Genomic DNA, 19,242 nt, shown 5'->3' with positions numbered 1-19,242 from the left:
CATGAACGAGCAGTACGGCGTCGGTGATGCCTCGTACCAGGCGGCCGGCGGCATCGACGGCCTGCGCCGTCTGGTCGACGACTTCTATCGCTTGATGGACGAGCTGCCCCAGGCCAGCGATGTGCGCGCCATGCACCCGCAAAGCCTGGACGCCGCCCGCGACAAGCTGGCCTGCTTCCTCAGCGGTTGGCTTGGCGGGCCCCGGCTGTTCAGCGAGAAATACGGCTCCATCGCTATTCCCAGCTTCCATGCCCAGTGGCCGATCGGCGAGGCCCAGGCCGAAGCCTGGCTGGCCTGCATGGCCCAGGCCATCGCCCGGCAGGATTACCCGCCCGCATTTGCCGACTACCTGTTGGCCCAGCTGCGCGTGCCGGCCCTGCGCATCGTCCAGGCCAGCGCCGCGCGGCACGGCTGAGTCGCGCCCTGTCTCTGCGGTCGCCGGCCCAGGGTGACCCGTGCTGCGCGCTATCGCCTCGCGGCATAGGCACTATCGAGCCGACTGATTTTTGCTGGAACACGCGCGGGCATAGAGTGGTCACACGAGTTCAGGAGGTGCCGTATGCCGCAGATCGACATCATGTCCCTGGTTGGAAGTGCAGTTCCCGCGCCGTTGCGCGCCAGTGGTCATCTGGCCTGCTGGTATGTGCTGGCAGACGGCGAGCCCTGTGCCGGTCCGTTCACCTCGCGCGCCAGCGCCGTCGCCCACAAGACCGTGCGGCAACGGCAGTTCGGCAGACGCTGACTCACCCTATGCTCCGCGCCCCCATGGGCGCATTTGGCAGCCCAGGCTGCCCGTTTATTCCCAGTGTGTGTTGCTCCTTTTGCCCGCCCTTTGGCGGGCTTTTCTTTGCCTGCGGAGCGGCGCCGGCGGGCGGAATTTCCGCTACCATCGAGCTCCCACACCACATGGACAAGGACATCGTCATGGCAATTTCCACCCTGGTCATTCTCGCCGTCCTGGCGCTCGCGGTTTTCTACGTCATCGGCATCTACAACAAGCTGGTGGCGCTGCGTAATCGCTTCCAGAACGCCTTCGCGCAGATCGAAGTGCAGCTCAAGCGCCGCTATGACCTGATCCCCAACCTGGTGGAAACCGCCAAGGCCTACATGGCCCACGAGCGTGACACCCTGGAAGCGGTAATTGCCGCGCGCAATGGTGCCGCTGCCGGCCTCAAGGCCGCCGCCGCGCAGCCGGGCGATGCGCAGAGCATGGCCCAGCTGGCCGGTGCCGAAGGCGTGCTGGCCTCGGCCATGGGGCGCCTCAACGTGACCATGGAAGCCTACCCGGACCTCAAGGCCTCGCAGAACATGCAACAGCTCAGCGAGGAGCTTTCCAGCACCGAGAACAAGGTGGCCTTTGCCCGTCAGGCCTTCAACGACGCGGCGATGGCCTACAACACCTACAAGCAGAGCTTCCCGCCGGTGGTGCTGGCCAACACCTTCGGCCATGCCCAGGACGCCAGCCTGCTGGAGTTCGAGGACAGTGCGCAGATACAGGCCGCGCCCAAGGTTTCGTTCTAACCGCCGGCACGCACGGATCGCGCGATGAATTTCTTCGAACAACAGGACCGCGCCCAGCGCAACACCGGGCGCCTGGTGCTGCTCCTGGCGCTGGCCGTGGCCAGCCTGATCACCATCACCTGTGTGGCGCTGATTGTGGTGCTCAACTACTCCGGCGTGGTGCACACCCTTGTCGACCCCCGCTACACGCAGGGACGACTGGTGCTCTATGTGGCGCTGGCGGTGGTGGGCGTGGTGATCCTGGGCGGTCTGTTCAAGAGTGCGCAGCTCAGCCGGGGCGGCAAGGTAGTGGCCGAGCGCCTTGGCGGGCGGCTGATCAACCTCGATGCACAGGGCCTGGAGGAGCGGCGCCTGCTCAACGTGGTCGAGGAAATGGCCATCGCCTCGGGTACGCCCGTGCCGCCGGTGTATCTGCTCGACGACCTGTCGATTAACGCTTTCGCCGCCGGGCTGACGCCGCAGGACGCGGTGATCGGTATCGCCCGCGGGGCCATCGCCACCCTGTCGCGCGACGAGTTGCAGGGCGTGATCGCCCACGAGTTCAGCCACATCTTCAACGGCGACATGCGCCTCAACATTCGCCTGGTTTCGGTGCTCCACGGCATTTTGCTGCTTGGCCTGATCGGCGAAGTGCTACTGCGCAATAGCGGCAGCGGGCGCAGCAGTTCGCGCTCGAGCCGCGATGGTGGCAGCGTCAGCGTGACCATCCTGATCGGCCTGGTGTTGCTGGTGGTGGGCTATGCCGGCACCTTCTTCGGTGGGCTGATCAAGGCGGCGGTGAGCCGCCAGCGAGAGTTTCTCGCCGATGCCTCTGCGGTGCAGTTCACCCGCAACCCGGACAGCATCGCCGGTGCGTTGAAGAAGATCGGCGGGCACAGCCTGGGCTCGCAATTGCAGGCCAGCCACGCGGCCGAATTCAGCCATCTGTACTTTGGCCCCGGAGTCAGCCGCGCCGTGGCCGGGATGATGGCCACGCACCCGCCGCTGGAAGAACGCATTCGCCGTATCGAGCCCGGTTGGGACGGGCTTTATCCGCAGGTCAGCGTCGCCGCACTGTTCGACAGCCAGGAGCCGAGTGGCCGCAGTACACCGGAGGCAGGCGCTGCCGCACACTTCGCTCTGGGCGACGCCGAGCAGGCGATTGCTGCCGTCGGCGATCCGCAAATGGCGCACCTGCGCCAGGCGCGTGACACCTTGCGCAGCCTGCCAGCAGCGCTGAAGAGCGCCGCGCACACCAGTATCGGTGCCCAGGCGCTGGTTTATGGCCTGCTGCTGGGCCACGACGCCGAGCTACAGGCGCGCCAGCTCGGCCTGTTGCGCCCGGAGCTGGACCCGGCACTGCTGGGCGTGATCACTGGGTTGCGCGCTGAGCTGCTCAGCCTCGATCCCGGCCAGCGCCTGCCGCTGCTGGAGCTGGCGCTGCCGGCGCTCAAGCAACTGGGCAAGGCCGAGTTCGCCAGCATGAAGGGCCTGCTGATCCGCCTGATCAAGGCCGACAACCGCGTCGAGTTGCTGGAGTGGACCCTGCTGCGCATCGTCGAACGGCACGTCGAAGGGCCGCGTCTGCCAGGTGGCAAACAGCACCTGCTGGAACTCGCTGACGAGGCGGCCGTGCTGCTCTCCGCCCTGGCCCATGCCGGCCATGTGGAGTCCCAGCAGGCCGCCGAGGCCTTTGCTGCCGCCACCGCCGAGCTGCCGTTCGATCAACTGACTCTGCGCAGTCCCGCGCAGGCCGATCTCAAGACCCTGAGCGCCGCGCTGGATCGCCTCAACCAGCTACAGCCGCTGCAGAAACCCCGCCTGCTCAAGGCCATGGCCCGCTGCATCACCCACGACGGGAGCATCCACCCGGCCGAAGCCGAACTGCTGCGCGCCGTTGCCGAGACCCTGGACTGCCCGATGCCGCCGCTGTTGGCAAATTCGCCGGATTGAATGGCGGCCACTGGTCGGCGACCAGCGGCGATAAACCCGACGAGAGAGGCCCGCGTGTGCGGCTTGCGGACATATTCCAGGGCTTTTGTATGCGCCTCGAATCAATACCTGAGCTTTGTATTGATTGTGAAAAATAGCCCCGAGAGCTGTGTCCGGGCGCTTACCCGATAGTGCTGGAGAGCCCCGTATAGCTGCGTATATAAATCGCCAACTTTTGCGGTGGCGGTTGAAGGTGCGGTGTGACGGGATACAGAGGCGTTCGCGGTTTTACCCTGATCGAGATGATGGTCGTGCTGGTCCTGTTGGTGATCGCCATCAGCATCGCCATTCCAAGCGTTACCAGCATGATCCGCAACCAGAGCGTCACCACTGCCAGCGATGAGCTCTACGGCCTGCTGCAGTACGCCCGTGGCGAAGCAGTCACGCGTGGTCAGCGCGTATCCATCACCGCGACCGGCAGCACGGCCTGGACCGGGACTCTGGATGTACAGGCGAACCGTGACGGCAGCGCAACCACCCTGCGCCATTACGAGAGCCTCGATAAGCCCGAGATCACGGCCAGCGCCGTCGGTGCCGCCATCAGTGCGCTGGATTTCTACGCCAACGGCTCCAGCAGCAGCGCCACCACCATCACCCTGTGCTACGACGGCGATACGACGGTATCGGGCAAGGTCATCAGCGTTGCCCGCAGCGGGCAGATTTCTGCGCCGGAGCGTGTCTCATGCGAATGAACGCAGCCATGCCGCGTGGCGCTTTGGGTTTCAGCCTGGTCGAGGTGATGGTCAGTCTGCTGGTGACCTGTGTCGGGGTGCTGGGCATGTTCGCCCTGCAGGGGCGCAGCATCCAGTACACGCAGAGTGCGGTGAACCACAACCAGGCCATCCTGCTGGCCGACAACCTGCTTGAGCTGATGCGCAGCAACCCGGAGGGGGCGCTGACCGACAATCTGTTCAGCGTCGCGTCCACGTACTACAAGGCCCCGGGAGCCTCCTTCGCGACTGGTTCCAGCACGCTCTCTGCGTGCCTGTCGCGCAGCCGCAGTACCGGTGGCAGTGCGGTGGCCAGCGCCGACATGGATTGCTGGCAGCAGGATGTGCGCAACCTGTTGCCGGTCAGCGACACCCTGCTCAAGGCCAGCTTCACCGTCTGCCCCAGCAGCCTGCCGGAACACTGCACCACCGCCAGCAGCTCGGTGGTGATGATCCAGATTGCCTGGTCCGACAAGGCCGGCGAGTGCCCTGACAATGTCTGCATCTACCGCCTGCGTAGCGAACTGTGAGGCCTGCCATGTTCAGATCCGCCGTGGCCCAGGCCGGTTTGTCGTTGATCGAGATGATGGTGGCGCTGACCATCAGCTGTTTCCTCATCATCGGGATTACCCAGTGCTACCTGGATAACTCGGGCGTTTACCTGTTCCAGCAGGGGCAGGCCAGCAACCTGGACAAGAGCCGCTTCGCTTCGCTGATCCTCGAGCAGTTGCTGGCCCGTACCGGCTATCGCGCCGAACCCTGGGTCAGCCTGGCCAACAGTTTTCCCGCTATCGGCGGGAGCGACGGTTGCCCGGCCTTTGCCGCGGGCGAGACGATCAAGGCCAACTCGGCGGGCAGCGGTGTGTGCATCCGCTACCAGACCGGGGCAGACGCCGCGGGCAACGAACTGGACTGCCAGGGCGGTGAAGTGAGTAGCAGCGCCGATGTGCTGTTGAACTTGGGTTACGACAGCGACAGCGAGCAACTGAGTTGCGCGATTGGCAGCACCTCGGCGGTGCTGGTCGACGATGTTGCCGGCTTTGCCATCAGCGCTATTCCCGGTAGTGCAGACGAGAGCCAGTCGGTGCGCTTCGCCCTGCTGCTGAGCAATGGCAAAAGCCCGCGCGGCGGGGTGGCCAGCGACGTGCTGGAGCGCTGGAACAGCCTCAGCGGGCAGGACCTGGCGACCGATAGCACCCAGACCTTCCAGATCTCCCAAGGCAGCGTGACGCTGCGCAACCTGATGCAATGAGAACGCCCATGCCTGCTCCTGCCCATCGCCAACGTGGCGTCGTCCTGATCATCGCTCTGGTCATGCTGCTGGTGCTGACGCTCCTGGCCACCACCAGCATGCGCGGTGCCACCCTGCAGGCGCGCATCAGCGGCAGCGTGGCGGAACAGAAACTGGCCAGCAATGCGGCCGAGTCCGGCTTGCGCGAAGCCGAGCGGCGCCTGGCCGCCTACAGCGAACTGGACGAAGGCGCCGCCACCTGCAGCGCCAGCGTCGCCGTGCACGGCAGCCTGTGCATCCTCAATCAGGAACTGGGCGCCAGCTTCTTCGCCTATGCCAGCGGCGCCCTCGGCCAGTGGTGGGACAGCGCCAGCTACGCCATCGACTACAGCGGTACCGACGAGAGCTCCAGCTTTGCGGCGGCGCCGCGCTGGAACCTGGCGTACTACGGCTTCGACCCGGGCAACGAGGTGACCAATGTCGAGGAGTCGGCCTACGGCGTGGGCCCGCACTATTACGTGGCGACCAGTGCCGGAAAGGCCGGCGGCGAGCGCATGACCCCGGTGTTGCAAAGCGTGACCATTCGGCGCTTCTGAGGAGCAGGTGAGATGAGCAGTACTGAATTCTTCAGCAAGAGCCTGGCGGGCGTGTTGGCCGGCTGCTGCCTGTTCGCGGCGGCCGGGCAGGCGGAGGGGGCGAGCCTGTCGTTGAGCCAGCTGCCGCTGTTCCTCACCGAAGGCGTGGCGCCAAACATCCTGGTGACCATAGACAACTCGCAGAGCATGCGCTGGGCCTTCGCCCCCGACTCGATGAGCCCGCTGTCGCCGGCCACCTACCACGGCTATACGGCCGATCAGGTGCGTATCAGCCGCCGCGTCAAGTCCTCGGCGTTCAACCCGCTGTACTACAACCCGGCGGTCACCTACGAGGCGCCGTACAACGTCACCTACAGCAGCGGCAAGACCAGCTACACGCCGCTGACCACCAGTTTTACCTCGGCCTATGTCAACGGCTTCATCACCAGCAAGGGCAGCTTCGACCTCAGCTCGGCCTACCGCGTGAGCTGGAACTACGACACCAGCTACGCCTCAACGGCGATGACCAGCTACACCACCTCGACCACCTACGGCACCACCGGCAAGGTCTACTACCTGGCGGCCAACCCCACGGCGGATTTTGCAGCGACTTCCAGTACCACCAGCAGTACCGGGTCGAGTACCAGCACCACGGGCGTGACCTATAGCTCCAGCGCCAGCAGTTGCCCGTCGTCGATCAGCAGCACCAGCTCGAAAGGTTCGACCACCACCACGACCAGCACCAGCGCCAGCACTGGCTCGACCATCACCACCAGCAGCTATGTCACCACGGTGACGAGCTACTCGAGCATCGCCTGCACCAAGAGCGGCAACAAATACACCGTCAAGGTCACCACCACCGTCACGCCGACCACCACCACGACCGTCACCACCACCGACAAGACCACCAGTGCGGTGCCGGCCTACTACTACGTCTATAACAGCAAGCTCACGGGCTGCGATGGCACGGTCGACGATGATGACTGCTACAAGCTGGTCACCGTGTCCGCCAGCTCGGGCACCAATGGCGCGGACGAGCGGCAGAACTTCGCCAACTGGTACAGCTTCTACCGCAACCGCCAGCTGGCCACCCAGTCGGCGGCCAACCTGGCCTTCTCGACGCTGTCGGACAGTACCCGCCTCAGCTGGCAGGCCCTGGGTACCAGCGATACCTGCATCAGCAGCGGCTCCTACCTCACCAGCTTCTACTGCCGCGGCCTGGTCAACAGCAGCAGCGGCTACTACGACAACCGCCTGCGCAACTTCTCCGGTGCCCACCGCGCCTCGTTCTTCCAGTGGCTGGGGGATATCTACTTCAACCAGGGCACGCCACTGATCGAGGCCGTCGACCGGGTTGGCGCCACGCTCAGCCTGACGGGCGCGAACGGCCCGTATGCCTACTCGCCAGGCAGCACCGAGAAACCGATCTATTCCTGCCGCGCCAGCTACAGCATCACCCTCACCGACGGTATCTGGACTACCGCCGGCACCCACGGTGAATACGACAATGCCATCCAGACCCTGCCCGATGGGCAGGGCTACAGCCCGCTTGCGCCCTACAAGGACAGCACCGGCAATACCCTGGCTGACCTGACGTTCAAATACTGGGCAACCGATGCGCAGAAGAGCGTGGACGACGAGGTGCCGACCTACACCGAAGAGACCAGCACCAACGCCACCACCCAGTACTGGAACCCGAAGAACGACCCGGCCACCTGGCAGCACATGGTCAGCTACCTGGTCGGCCTGGGCCTGAGTACGGCGCTGACCGATCCAGCCTGGGGCGGCGACACCTATTCCGGTGATTATGCCGCCCTGGCGGCCGGCACCAAGAGCTGGCCGGCCGCGGCGGCGAACAGCGACAACAACGTCTATGACATGTGGCACGCGGCGATCAACGCACGTGGCGAGTTCTTCAGCGTGGATTCGCCGGGTGACCTGGTGGAGGCGTTGAAGCAGATCGTCAGCCGCATCTCCGAGCAGACCAGCGCCGCCGCCAGCCCGGCGGTGACCTCGCCGCTGCTCGATAGCGATGGCAGCAACACCTACAACACCTACACCTACACCCCGAAGTTCTCCAGCGAGGACTGGAGCGGCGACCTGCTGAAGTACCAGCAGAACACCGTGGCCGGCACCAAGGCGGAAGTCTGGAGCGCCCAGGACATCCTCGACACGCTCTACGCCAGCGGCAACAGCGCCTACAGCTCGCGGGTGGTGAAGATGGCCAGCAGCACCGGCACGCTGCAAGATTTCACCTGGAGCAACCTCAGTACCGCGCAGAAGGCCACGCTGAACAAGACCCTGGCGGCCGTCACCGACAGCCTGGGCAGCCAGCGGGTGGACTTCATCCGGGGCGATCGCAGCAACGAAGGCACGCTGCTGCGCAGCCGCGCCCATGTGCTCGGCGACATCATCGACTCGACCCCGGCCATCGTGCGCAAACCCAGCCGCCTTGCCTCGCGGATGAACGCCGCGGAAGGGCAGAGCGCCAGTGACTCCAACTCCTACACCCACTTCAAGAGCGCCCATGCCGGCCGTGATACGCGCATCTATGTCGGCGCCAACGACGGCATGCTGCATGCCTTCGATGAAGACGGCACAGAGCAGTTCGCCTTCATCCCCAGCGAAGTGATCGGCAACCTGTACAAGCTCAGCGACGAGGATTACACCGGCAGCGCGCACCAGTACTACGTCGATGGCTCACCGACCGAGGCCGATGTGTACTTCGGCGGCGCCTGGCACAGCGTGCTGATCGGCAGCCTGCGTGGCGGCGGCCGCAGTCTGTTCGCCCTGGACGTCACCGACCCGGACAATATTTCCCTGCTCTGGGAAATCAGCTCCGACGACTCGGCCTATAGCGAGCTGGGTTACACCTACGCCAAGCCGGCGGTAACCCGCCTGAGCAATGGTGACTGGGCGGTGGTGGCCGGCAACGGCTACAACAGCGACAACGACAAGGCGGTGCTGTACCTGATCGACGTGGCCGATGGCAGCCTGATCAAGGCCTTCACTACCAGCGACAGCTCGGTCGCGGTCAACGGCCTGGCCAGCCCCTATGTCGCAGATGTGGACAGTGACCAGATCGGTGACTACGTGTACGCCGGCGACCTGCACGGCAACCTCTGGCGCTTCGACCTGCTCGGTGCGAGTTCGTCGGCCTATGCGGTTTCCTTCGGCGGCAAGCCGCTGTACTCGGCGGTCAGTTCCAGCGGCACGACGCAGCCGATCACCTCGCGCCCCTACCTGGCCAAGCACCCGACCGGCAGCGGCTACATCGTCATCTTCGGTACCGGTAAATACCTGGAAAGCGCCGACGCCGACCCCAATACCGCCGTGGCCATGAGTGTCTACGGCATCTGGGACAGCGCCGCGACGGCCGCCAGCACCGCCAGCAGCACGCCGACACTGAGCCGTAGCAAGCTGGTGGGGCAGAGCGTGGCCGAGGAAACCGCCGCCACCTTCGACAACAGTGGCACCGCGGTCACCGCCAACATCCGCACCATGACGGACAACGAAGTCGACTGGCTGAACGACGACGGCAGCATCAACACATACGGCTGGTACCTCGACCTCAAGGTCGGCAGCACCCTGGCCGGCGAGATGGTGGTCAACAACCCCTATGTGTCCGACGACCTGCTGATCGTCAGCACCCTGACGCCCAACGAAGACCCTTGCGCCGACGGTGTTACCACCTGGCTGCTGACTCTCGACCCCTATACCGGCGGTGGCACCAGTTTCGAGACGCTGGACCTGAACAACGACGGCGTCATCGACGAAGAAGACAGCTACAGCGATGCCACGGTATCCGGCACCGAGATGGACGGCCTGACCGGCGGCTTCACGGTGACCCGCGACGCCGACGGCAACATCGTGGTGTGCGGTTCGGACACCTGCGAAACCCTTTCCGGCAGTGCCAGCTCATCAGGCCGGCAGAGCTGGCGCGCGATTCAGACCAAGGAGTGATGGCGGTGCGTAACAGACAACAGGCAGCGTTTACCCTGATCGAGATGATGGTCACCGTGATCATCCTTGGCATCCTCGTGTCGATTGCGCTGCCCAGCTACCAGAAGTACGTGCTCAAGGCCCACCGCGCCGATGCCATTGCCCTGCTGAACGAAACGGCGGCGCGTGAAGAGCGCTACTACGCGCAGAACAACAGCTATGTGACGTCGGATGGCGAGATGAGCAATCTCGGCCTGCGCAACAATGGCGCCAGTGATAACGCCTACTACCAGCTGTCCCTGGCTGAAGGTGGTGACGAGGATGCCGGCTATGTGCTGACGGCAACCGTTCAGGGCACGCAGGCCGCCGACAGCGAATGCCTCGACTTCACCCTCAACGGCGCCGGTGAGCGCGGCGTGACGGGCAGCGAGTCGGCGAACACCTGCTGGTAAAGCGTGCGCCGCCGGTCAGGCTCGATACTGTGTTGTTAAAGGAGTGCCAGTCGCTGCCGATGACCTGCTGACAGCCGAAAACTCGTCTGTCCGACTCCAGCAAGGTAGCCGGGGTCGCCAACAGGACTGTCGGCATGGCGCTTACCCTCAACACCAACGTTTCCTCCATGAGCATTCAGCGCGCCATGAATGAGACGTCGCGTGCGCTGGCGGTTTCCATGCAGCGGCTGTCCACCGGCTTCCGCATCAACAGTGCCAAGGACGATGCCGCCGGGCTGCAGATATCCAATCGCCTGAGTAGCCAGATCAGCGGTTTCGGCGTGGCCATCCGCAACGCCAACGACGGCATCTCCCTGGCGCAAACCGCCGAAGGCGCGCTGCAGCAGTCGACCAGTATTCTCCAACGCATGCGTGAGCTGGCCCTGCAGTCGGCCAACGGTTCGAATGGCGCGAGCGAGCGCAGCGCGATCAACGAGGAAGTGGCGCAGTTGCAGCAGGAGCTGAGCCGGATTGCCGAAACCACCACCTTTGGCGGGCGCAAGTTGCTCAATGGCAGTTTCGGCTCCAGTGCCTTCCAGGTGGGCGCCAATGCCTTCGAGGCCATTGGTATCGGATTGGGCAACTACGGCTCGGCGGCCTTGGGCAGCAATACCCGCGACCTGGTCAGCGGCACGGCTGGCAGTGCATCGAACGATCAACTGGGCGGGCTGTTGCAACAGACCGGCGCGATTCCGGCCAACCTGGTCAGTGGCGACCTCACCGTGAGCGGTCGCAAGGCCTCGACCTTTGCCGTTGAAGGTTCAGCCAAGTCGGTGGCCCGCGCGATCAATTTGCGCCAGGACACGACGGGGGTAACGGCCGATGCCAGGACGTTGCTGCAACTGAGCTTCAGCGAGGACGATACCTATACCTTCGACCTCTACGGGGCCAACAGCAAGGCGGTGCAGATCCACGCCAGCATCGAGGATGGTGACCTTGGCTCGCTGGTCGAGGCGATCAACGATCAGAGCATCACCACCGGTATCACCGCGAGCATCAAGGACGGCCAGTTGCTGCTGACCAGCGAGGCCGGCGACGATATCGTCCTGGACGCCTTCCAGTCCGAGCAGGCCGGCACTGCCCAGGCGCAGAGCCTCGACTACACCGGCGAAGAGGCGCTGACCGCCGCCGTGGCGACGCTGACCGATACCTCGGCCTTGCGTGCGATTGGCGTGGTTCGTTTGAGCAGCGGCGAGTCGTTCAGCGTTCAGGCCAGCGCGGCGACCATCGATGGCAGCGTGAGCAATAACTTCAGCAGTCTGCAGCGCATCAGCGAGGTCGACCTGCGCAGTGATATCGGCGCGCAGACCGCCCTCGGCGTGATCGATGGCGCCCTGGAGATGATCGACAGTGCCCGGGCGGAGATGGGCGCGGTGCAGAACCGCCTGGATTTCACCATCGCCAACCTGATGAACATGTCGGAAAACCTCTCGGCGGCGCGCAGCCGTATCCGCGATACGGACTACGCGAGCGAGATGTCCGAGCTGGTCAGGAACCAGATCCTGCAGCAGGCGCAGACCGCCATGCTGGCGCAGGCCAATCAGCAGCCGCAGCTGATCCTGACCCTGCTGCAGTCGATCTGAGAACCTATCTACGACCTCTTGATCGTCGGCCATGCGGCGTTGAGATTTGGCTCGGGCTGCTCATTTACAGCTCGTAAACTCCGCGCCCTCGCCAAATCTCGCCTTGCCTGGCTCTAGCTCAAAAGACCGTAAATAGGTTCTTAACCCTTGGCGTTCAGTTCGACCCAGGCGGCATAGGCGTCGATGAATTTCTGCAGAAAACCGCGTACGCCATCGTTCAGCTTGCCGTTGTCGTCGAAGAAGCTGCCGGCGCCGCCCAGGTAGGCCTCCGGCTGCTGCAGTACCGGCACATCGAGGAACACCAGCGACTGGCGCAGGTGGTGGTTGGCGCCGAAGCCGCCAACCGCGCCGGGCGATGCGCTGAGTACGGCACCGGGTTTGCCGCTGAAGGCGCTCTGGCCGTAGGGCCGCGAGCCCACATCGATGGCGTTCTTCAGCGGTGCCGGTACCGAGCGGTTGTATTCCGGGGTAACGAACAGCAGCGCATCGGCGGCTTTCACCTGCTCACGGAAGGTCACATAAGGCGCGGGCGCCGGGCTGACGTCGATGTCTTCGTTGTACAGCGGCAGCTCGCCGATCTCGACGATCTGCAGTTTCAGCGAGGGCGGCGCGAGTTCGGCCAGGGCCAGGGCGAGTTTGCGGTTGATCGACGCCTTGCGCAGGCTGCCGACGAGTACGGCAACGGTGTGAACCTTGCTCATGATGACTCCTCAAACTGAAGTGTATGGACTGCCGGATGGCTGGAAAGAGCGGAATAGACACTATAGACGGCAGCCATCGGGCTGCTTGCCGGGCGTCAGGTGGCGGCGCTGGTGCTTGACCCCGGGCGCTATTGCGCAGAAATTGACCAGGCGTCGGTGCAAGGCCGACGCTTCAACAAAACGTCACCTGCGCACGTCAGGCTGACGCAACAAGAACAACTCCTGTGCTGTGCCATCACTGCCCCAACGCGCCAGCGGCCGTATGCCGCCCCGTTAACTGTGAGGAAATCGCCATGGATACGTTCGATCTGTTCTTCGACCCGCGTTATCAGCTGGAAGCCGAGGAGCCGCTGAGTGCCAGCGCGCTACCCGAGCGCCAGCTGATCCACGAGGAAATCCTGCTCACCCTGCAACGCCTCGATGGCCTGTCTGACCAGCTGCGCCAGCGAACGCCGGGCTAGCTATCGGCGAAGGCTGCCAGCAGGTCCTCGCGCAGGGCCTGCTGGGCTTCGCTGGGTTGGCGGCCACGGTGGTTGCTCAAACGAAACTGCACGCTGAAGTTCTGCTCGTTCGGTAGCAGGGCACGCAATTGGCCGCCTGCTTCCCAGGGCGCGGCGATGTGTTCGGGCAGGTAGCCGATGTGCGCGCCAGAGAGGATGAACGCCAGGCTGCCCTCGACCTGCTCGCAACGCGCACTGCTGGTGCCGGCCTGCCAGGGCTCGTCGGCGGTGATGAAGCGGTAGGGGTGCAGCACGCGGTCGCAGCTGTCGAGATCGGCGCTGCTGATCTGCGGCTTGGCGAACAGCGGGTGGCCCAGGGCGCAGTACAGCCGCTGCTCTTCGCTGAACAGCGGCTGGTAATCCAGTGCGCTCTGGCTGCCGGAGAAATAGCCGATCGCCAGGTGCAGTTGATCCTGCAGCAGGCGCCGCTCCAGCTCGGCGGGGGTGGCGCTGATCAGTTCGATCTGCACCGCCTGGTTGCGCTGACGAAAACGCCCGATGGCCGTGGCAACGCGTTGCAACACGCTGGCATCGAGCGCCTCGGAGAGGCCGATGCTGAGCTCGCCGAGCAGCTTGTCGGCCATGCCTTGGGCTTCGCCCTTGAACAGCTCGATGGCGCCAAACAGCTTGCGTGTGGCCGCCAGTACCTGCTCGCCCTTGGGCGTCAGGCGGAAGCCGGCCTTGCCGCGCTCGCACAGGCGAAACCCCAGGCGGGTTTCCAGCTTGGCCATCTGCGTGCTGATGGTCGACTGGCCGATCCCCAGTTCACCCTGGGCGGCGCTGAAACCGCCACTTTCCACGACCACCACGAAGAGGCGCAGCAGTTGCAGATCGAGGTCGCGGACCTGGCTGAGCATGTGGGCTCCATACATTGATTCTTGTAGATGCCAGAGTAGATCACTTCGTATTTATCCGAAGCAATGCCCGGCGCAGGATGCCGTTATCCAGAACCTCCAGCAGAGAGGGACGGCCAACCGATGACTGCCGGAGGAGCTCCACCATGCGTCTTGTCGCAAGCCTGTTTTTGCTCGCCTTCACCTTGCCGCTGCAGGCGCAGGAGAACGTGCTGAACCTCTACAACTGGGCCGACTATGTGGCGCCGCAGGCCCTGCAGAAGTTCCAGGCCGAGAGCGGTATCAAGATCAAGTACGACACCTTCGACAGTGCCGAGGTACTGGAGAGCAAGCTGCTCACCGGCGGCAGCGGTTACGACGTGGTGTTCCCCTCGTCCAGCGTGCTGGCCCGTGCGGTACAGGCCAAGGCATTGCAGCCGGTCGGGACGCTGGCCAACGCCGGCAACCTCGACCCCGAGCTGCTGGCCAAGCTGGCCAGCGTCGACCCGGGCAACCAGTACGGCGTGCCGTACACCTGGGGCACGGTCGGCCTGGGCATCAACCGCCAGGCAGTGGAAAAGCGCCTGCCGGGTGTGCCACTGGACAGCCTCGATCTGCTGTTCAAGCCCGAGTACGCGAGCAAGCTGAAGGACTGTGGCATCGCCGTGCTCGACTCGCCGCAAGAGGTGCTGGCCGTTGCCCTCAACTACCTGGGCAAGGCGCCTTACGGCAGCAACCCGGATGACCTGGCGGCGGTGAAGACGCTGCTCGACCAGCTGCAACCCAACCTGCGCTACATCGGCCAGAGCCGGCAGATCGACGACCTGGCCAAGGGTGAGATCTGCCTGGCGCTGACCTACACCGGAGACGCCGGCATGGCTGCCGCAAGGGCCGCCGAGACCAAGCAGGCGTTCGAGGTGGTCTATCGGATTCCCAGGGAAGGCACGCTGCTGTGGTTCGACACCCTGGCCATTCCCGTCGATGCCCCGCACCCGGTGCAGGCACGCGAGTTCATCGACTACATGCTTCAGCCGCAGGCGATTGCCGAGCTGACCAACAGCCTGTTCTTCGCCAACGCCAACCGCGCCGCCACCCCGTTGCTCGACGCCGCGGTGAGCGGTGATCCGGATATCTACCCGCCGCAGGCCGTGCGCGCCAAGCTGTTTACCGAGCAGATCCTGCCGCTCGCCACCCAGCGCCAGCGCACCCGCCTGTGGACCAGCTTCCGCACCCAATACTGAGGAAAGGACCATGGACCAAGCCTTCGACAACGACCAGGCCATCACCCGTGCCAGCCTGTACGGCACCGCCGCCGAACCGACCTACGCCGGCATCACCAGCTTCATGCGCCGCCGTTATACCCGTGACCTGCGTGGCGTGGACCTGGTGATCAGCGGCGTACCGTTCGACACCGCCACCACCAACCGGCCGGGCAGCCGCTTCGGCCCGCGGGCGATCCGTGCCGCCTCGATCCAGTCCGCCTGGGCCCGGCACTTCCCCTGGGAGTTCGATCCGTTCGATCTGCTGGCCTGCATCGACTATGGCGACTGCTATTTCGACCACGGCACGCCGCAGGACACGCCGGCGATGATCGAGGCCCATGCCGACAAGATCCTCGCCGCCGGTTGCGCGATGCTCACCCTGGGTGGCGACCACTTCATCAGTTACCCGCTGCTCAAGGCTCATGCGAAGAAACATGGCCCGCTGTCGTTGATCCACTTCGACGCCCACAGCGACACCTGGCCGGACGAGGAGGGTGCGCGCATCGACCACGGCACCATGTTCTACCACGCGGCCAAGGACGGCCTGGTCGACCCGGCTCGTTCGGTGCAGGTCGGCCTGCGCACCACCAACGATGACGTGATGGGCTTCCAGGTGCTGGATGCACGCGAAGTGCACCGGCATACACCGGAGCAGATCGCCGAGCGCATCCGCGCCCGCGTCGGTGATAACCCGGTGTACCTGACCTTCGACATCGATTGCCTCGACCCGGCGTTTGCCCCCGGCACCGGTACCCCGGTGTGCGGCGGCCTCAGTAGCCACCAGGCGTTGGAAATTCTGCGCGGCCTGCGTGGCATCAACCTGGTTGGCATGGACGTGGTGGAAGTGGCGCCGCCCTACGACAACGCCGAAGTCACCGCCCTGGCAGGCGCCACCCTGGCGATGGAGATGGTTTGTTTGTATGCGGCGCGGCACAAGCTGTAAGGCCTAGCGCGGTGACCGGCGCGCGATGTAGGAGCGAGCTCTGCTCGCGAAGCGTTTGCGCTGGTGGGTTCGCGAGCAGAGCTCGCTCCTACACGCGTGGCAGGGCGGGTGACGCCCGCGATCCCCGGGTTGTTATCCACGCGGCAAGGTGAGCGTCGGGATCACGCTGTCGCGGTCCTGCTGGCGGACGATCTGCTGCCATTGTTCGGCCGCCGGCGACAGGCTGTGCCCGGCGCGGCTGACAATGCCGTAGGCCGAGGTGGCCATGCCCGGCAGCCCGCTCAGTCGCAGCAGAGCCAGGCGCCCGGCCTGCACGTCATGGGCGATCACGTCCCAAGGCGCCATGCTCAGCACCCGGCTGCTGGAGACCAGCTCCTTGAGCACCATGAAGTTGTCGCACTGGATGCTCAGAAACTCGTTCACGCCGGCCGTCTGGCGCAGGGCGTCGGCCACCGCATCCGGCAGCTGGGTGCCGGCCAGCGGGTATTCCAGCAGGTCCTGCATGCTCAAGGCACTGCGTTGCAGCAGCGGATGTAGCGGGTGGCAGAACAGCACGCCGGGGTGCTCCTGCAAGGGTTCGACCCGCAGCCGCGGGTCGGCGGCCAGTTCGCGAGTATCGGCGACGAACAGCTCTATCTCGTCATCCAGCAGGCGTGTGCGGAGTTGCTGCCAGTTGTCGATCAGCAACTGCATGCGCACCCGCGGGAAGCGTTCGGCGAAGCGGCCCATGGCCTGCGGCACCAGGCGTGCGGCGGGGTAGGGGCCGGCGCCCAGATGCAGCTCGCCGCTGGCCAGGTTGCCCAGTTGGCTTACCGCGTTGCTCAGCGCCCGGCTGCCGGCAAGCAGGCGGCGGGCATGCTCCAGCACCAGTTGGCCGTGTGCGGTGAGGCTGAAACCGCGGCTATGGCGATCGACCAGGTTGCAGCCGAGGCTGCTCTCCAGGGCCTGGATGCTGCGGCTCAGGGCTGGCTGGCTGAGGTGTACCGCCTCGGCGGCGCGGGCGAAATGACTATGCTCGGCGAGGGCGACGAAGTGGCGGAGCTGGCGCAGATCGTTCATGCGTATCCTGCATCACTTTAAGGTTTGGAATGCATTGGAATTATTGGCTGACCTTTGCCAGTCTGCCAAGCAGAACAACCACAATGAGCCAAGTCCCCATGTCCCGATTCAGTCGATTCAGCGGCCTGCTGTTGGCCGCCTCCCTGCCGTTCGGCGCCCTGGCCGAACTGCCGGAAGAGCGCATCGAGCCCAGCATCAACGCCGAGCTGGCCGAACACACCAAGCACTTCACGCAGAAGCTGTACAAGGTGGCCGACAACGTCTATTCCGCCGTGGGCTGGCAGTTGGGCAACGTGGCGATGATCGAGGCCCCCGAGGGGCTGATCATCGTCGACACCGGCGAGTCGGTCAGCGAGTCGCGCAAGATCATGGCGGAGTTCCGCAAGATCTCCGACAAGCCGGTCAAGGCCATCGTCTACACCCACTTCCATCCGGACCATATCAATGGGGTCAAGGCCTTCGTCAGCGAGGAGCAGGTGAAGCGCGGTGAGGTGCAGATTTACGCTCAGGAAACCCTGCTGGACAACGTGGTGACCCAGGGTGCCCTGGTCGGCCCGATCCTCGGCCTGCGCTCGGCCTACACCTTCGGCGCGGCCCTGCCGGCGAGCGATAACGAGGGCATGAACGGCGGCATCGGTCCGCTGGCCAAGGTCGAGGGCTCCACCTTCATCGCACCGACCATCACCTTCAAGGACAAGCTCGACACCACCATCGCGGGTTTGCCGGTGCAGTTCCTCCACGCGCCCAGCGAGGCGCCGGACGAGATCGTCCTGTTCTTGCCGAACAACCGCGTGCTGATCAGCGCCGAGGTGGATCAGGGGCCGACCCTGCCGAACATCCATACCCTGCGCGGCACCAAGTTCCGTGACCCGGTACTGTGGGTCAACAGCCTCGACAAGCTGCGCGCCTTCCAGGCCGACCACATGGTGCCGCTGCACGGCCAGCCGGTGAGCGGCAAGGACAAGGTCGAAGAAGTGCTGCGCATGACCCGCGACGGCATCGCCTATATCCACGACCAGACTGTGCGCTGGATGAACAAGGGCCTGACGCCCGACGAACTGGTGGAGAAGGTCAAGTTGCCACCGCACCTGGCCGGTTACACCCCCTATCTGCGCGAGTACTACGGCACGGTGAAACACAGCGTGCGGCAGATCTACCAGGGCTACCTGGGCTGGTTCCAGGGTGACCCGGTGGCGCTCGACCCGATTGCGCCGCAGGAAAAAGCCAAGCGCCTGATCGAGATGATGGGCGGCCACGACAAGGTCCTGCTGGCCGCTGGCGAGGCTTACCTCAAGGGCGATTACCAGTGGGCTGCCGAACTGGCCAGTTACGCCATCAGCCTGGACAACGATGACAAGCTGGCCCGCGAGATCAAAGCGCGCAGCTTCCGCAAGCTCGGCTACGCCAGCATGAACATCAACTGGCGCAACTGGTACCTGATGAGCGCCATGGAGCTGGAAGGCAAGCTCGATGGCGATGCCGCCCTGCAAATGACCAAGGGCATACGTGAGGCCTTCCTCTCGCCGGACATGTTGAAAAACCTGCCGGTGAAGGTATTCCTGCAGAACTGGGTGACCCGCATCGACCCCGAGAAGAGCGCCGATGTGAACCTGACCCTCGGCTTCGTCTTCCCTGACATCGGCGAGGAGTGGGCCCTGGAAGTGCGCCGCGGCGTGGTCCAGTTGCACCAGGGCATCCCGGCCGGCACCTCGCTCAAGCTGACCTTCGACAAGATCTACCTGGACACCGTCATCAGCGGCGAGAACAGCCTGCTCAAGGGCGCGTTGCTGGGCGATGTGAAAGTCGACGGCAGCCTGCTGGACATCAAGACCTTCCTCGGCTGCTTCGATTTCGAAGATGCGCCGATTGCCCTGACCGTACGCTGAGCACCGGCCTCGCCCACGAACGCCTGGAGAACCG

General features: G+C 64.7%; 18 protein-coding genes. 15 read left to right on the top strand and 3 right to left on the bottom strand.

Going from position 1 to position 19,242, the window contains the following annotated elements; all coding sequences use genetic code 11:
• The first annotated feature begins 1 nt into the window (after position 1).
• The 11 genes from H3H51_RS17245 to H3H51_RS17195 all read left to right on the top strand — a co-directional run bounded on the left by H3H51_RS17245 (position 2) and on the right by H3H51_RS17195 (position 12,024).
• On the top strand, positions 2 to 415 hold the full coding sequence (locus H3H51_RS17245) for a group II truncated hemoglobin (protein ID WP_183090311.1): 414 nt from the start codon (positions 2 to 4) through the stop codon (positions 413 to 415).
• A gap of 144 nt (positions 416 to 559) precedes the next feature.
• The gene (locus H3H51_RS17240) at positions 560 to 742 is read left to right on the top strand and encodes a hypothetical protein (RefSeq protein ID WP_183090310.1); all 183 of its coding nucleotides are present in this window, start codon (positions 560 to 562) and stop codon (positions 740 to 742) included.
• A gap of 182 nt (positions 743 to 924) precedes the next feature.
• Positions 925 to 1,521 (top strand): LemA family protein, encoded by a 597-nt coding sequence (locus H3H51_RS17235; RefSeq protein WP_183090309.1) that lies wholly within the window; start codon positions 925 to 927, stop codon positions 1,519 to 1,521.
• A 24-nt stretch (positions 1,522 to 1,545) separates the two neighbouring features.
• Positions 1,546 to 3,453, top strand: coding sequence for a M48 family metallopeptidase (locus H3H51_RS17230; RefSeq protein WP_183090308.1), 1,908 nt, complete (start codon positions 1,546 to 1,548; stop codon positions 3,451 to 3,453).
• A gap of 239 nt (positions 3,454 to 3,692) precedes the next feature.
• Entirely contained in the window at positions 3,693 to 4,184 is a 492-nt protein-coding gene (locus H3H51_RS17225) for a GspH/FimT family pseudopilin (RefSeq protein WP_183090307.1), read from the top strand.
• Entirely contained in the window at positions 4,175 to 4,732 is a 558-nt protein-coding gene (gene pilV, locus H3H51_RS17220; protein WP_235981408.1) for a type IV pilus modification protein PilV, read from the top strand. Before H3H51_RS17225 ends, pilV begins: the two co-directional genes overlap by 10 nt.
• An 8-nt stretch (positions 4,733 to 4,740) precedes the next feature.
• Positions 4,741 to 5,454, top strand: coding sequence for a PilW family protein (locus tag H3H51_RS17215; RefSeq protein ID WP_183090306.1), 714 nt, complete (start codon positions 4,741 to 4,743; stop codon positions 5,452 to 5,454).
• An 8-nt stretch (positions 5,455 to 5,462) separates the two neighbouring features.
• Complete coding sequence (locus H3H51_RS17210) at positions 5,463 to 6,029, top strand: pilus assembly PilX family protein (protein ID WP_183090305.1); 567 nt, start codon at positions 5,463 to 5,465, stop codon at positions 6,027 to 6,029.
• A gap of 12 nt (positions 6,030 to 6,041) precedes the next feature.
• Positions 6,042 to 9,971 carry a pilus assembly protein gene (locus tag H3H51_RS17205; protein ID WP_183090304.1) on the top strand — a complete coding sequence of 1,310 codons (3,930 nt, stop codon included), beginning with the start codon at positions 6,042 to 6,044 and terminating at the stop codon, positions 9,969 to 9,971.
• A complete protein-coding gene (locus tag H3H51_RS17200) occupies positions 9,971 to 10,402 on the top strand; it encodes a type IV pilin protein (RefSeq protein ID WP_183090303.1) in 432 nt (143 codons plus the stop codon). Before H3H51_RS17205 ends, H3H51_RS17200 begins: the two co-directional genes overlap by 1 nt.
• Positions 10,403 to 10,536: 134 nt before the next feature.
• Positions 10,537 to 12,024, top strand: a complete 1,488-nt coding sequence (locus H3H51_RS17195; RefSeq protein WP_183090302.1) for a flagellin N-terminal helical domain-containing protein — start codon at positions 10,537 to 10,539, stop codon at positions 12,022 to 12,024.
• A gap of 140 nt (positions 12,025 to 12,164) precedes the next feature.
• Here H3H51_RS17195 and H3H51_RS17190 read toward each other — a convergent pair whose 3' ends face one another.
• On the bottom strand, positions 12,165 to 12,725 hold the full coding sequence (locus H3H51_RS17190) for an NADPH-dependent FMN reductase (protein ID WP_183090301.1): 561 nt from the start codon (positions 12,723 to 12,725) through the stop codon (positions 12,165 to 12,167).
• Between the two features lie 293 nt (positions 12,726 to 13,018).
• On the opposite strand from H3H51_RS17190, the gene H3H51_RS17185 reads away from it, so the two are divergent.
• On the top strand, positions 13,019 to 13,186 hold the full coding sequence (locus tag H3H51_RS17185) for a hypothetical protein (RefSeq protein ID WP_183090300.1): 168 nt from the start codon (positions 13,019 to 13,021) through the stop codon (positions 13,184 to 13,186).
• Here the strand turns inward: H3H51_RS17185 and H3H51_RS17180 are convergent.
• Positions 13,183 to 14,082 carry a LysR family transcriptional regulator gene (locus tag H3H51_RS17180; protein ID WP_183090299.1) on the bottom strand — a complete coding sequence of 300 codons (900 nt, stop codon included), beginning with the start codon at positions 14,080 to 14,082 and terminating at the stop codon, positions 13,183 to 13,185. The genes H3H51_RS17185 and H3H51_RS17180 overlap by 4 nt on opposite strands.
• Before the next feature lie 143 nt (positions 14,083 to 14,225).
• Here H3H51_RS17180 and H3H51_RS17175 point away from each other — a divergent pair, with 143 nt between their 5' ends.
• Together H3H51_RS17175 and speB are read left to right on the top strand one after the other, a co-directional pair.
• Positions 14,226 to 15,299, top strand: a complete 1,074-nt coding sequence (locus tag H3H51_RS17175) for a polyamine ABC transporter substrate-binding protein (protein ID WP_183090298.1) — start codon at positions 14,226 to 14,228, stop codon at positions 15,297 to 15,299.
• Between the two features lie 10 nt (positions 15,300 to 15,309).
• Positions 15,310 to 16,263 (top strand): agmatinase, encoded by a 954-nt coding sequence (gene speB, locus H3H51_RS17170; protein WP_183090297.1) that lies wholly within the window; start codon positions 15,310 to 15,312, stop codon positions 16,261 to 16,263.
• Between the two features lie 132 nt (positions 16,264 to 16,395).
• Here speB and H3H51_RS17165 read toward each other — a convergent pair whose 3' ends face one another.
• The gene (locus tag H3H51_RS17165; protein ID WP_183090296.1) at positions 16,396 to 17,322 is read right to left on the bottom strand and encodes a LysR family transcriptional regulator; all 927 of its coding nucleotides are present in this window, start codon (positions 17,320 to 17,322) and stop codon (positions 16,396 to 16,398) included.
• 98 nt (positions 17,323 to 17,420) lie between these two features.
• On the opposite strand from H3H51_RS17165, the gene H3H51_RS17160 reads away from it, so the two are divergent.
• On the top strand, positions 17,421 to 19,208 hold the full coding sequence (locus H3H51_RS17160) for an alkyl/aryl-sulfatase (protein ID WP_183090295.1): 1,788 nt from the start codon (positions 17,421 to 17,423) through the stop codon (positions 19,206 to 19,208).
• Positions 19,209 to 19,242: the final 34 nt, after the last annotated feature.

Origin of the sequence: Aquipseudomonas ullengensis (genome assembly GCF_014174475.1) — a bacterium.
Lineage (GTDB): Bacteria > Pseudomonadota > Gammaproteobacteria > Pseudomonadales > Pseudomonadaceae > Aquipseudomonas > Aquipseudomonas ullengensis.
The sequence above is the reverse complement of the archived record's forward strand: the minus strand, read 5'-3'. Positions and strand labels throughout refer to the sequence as shown.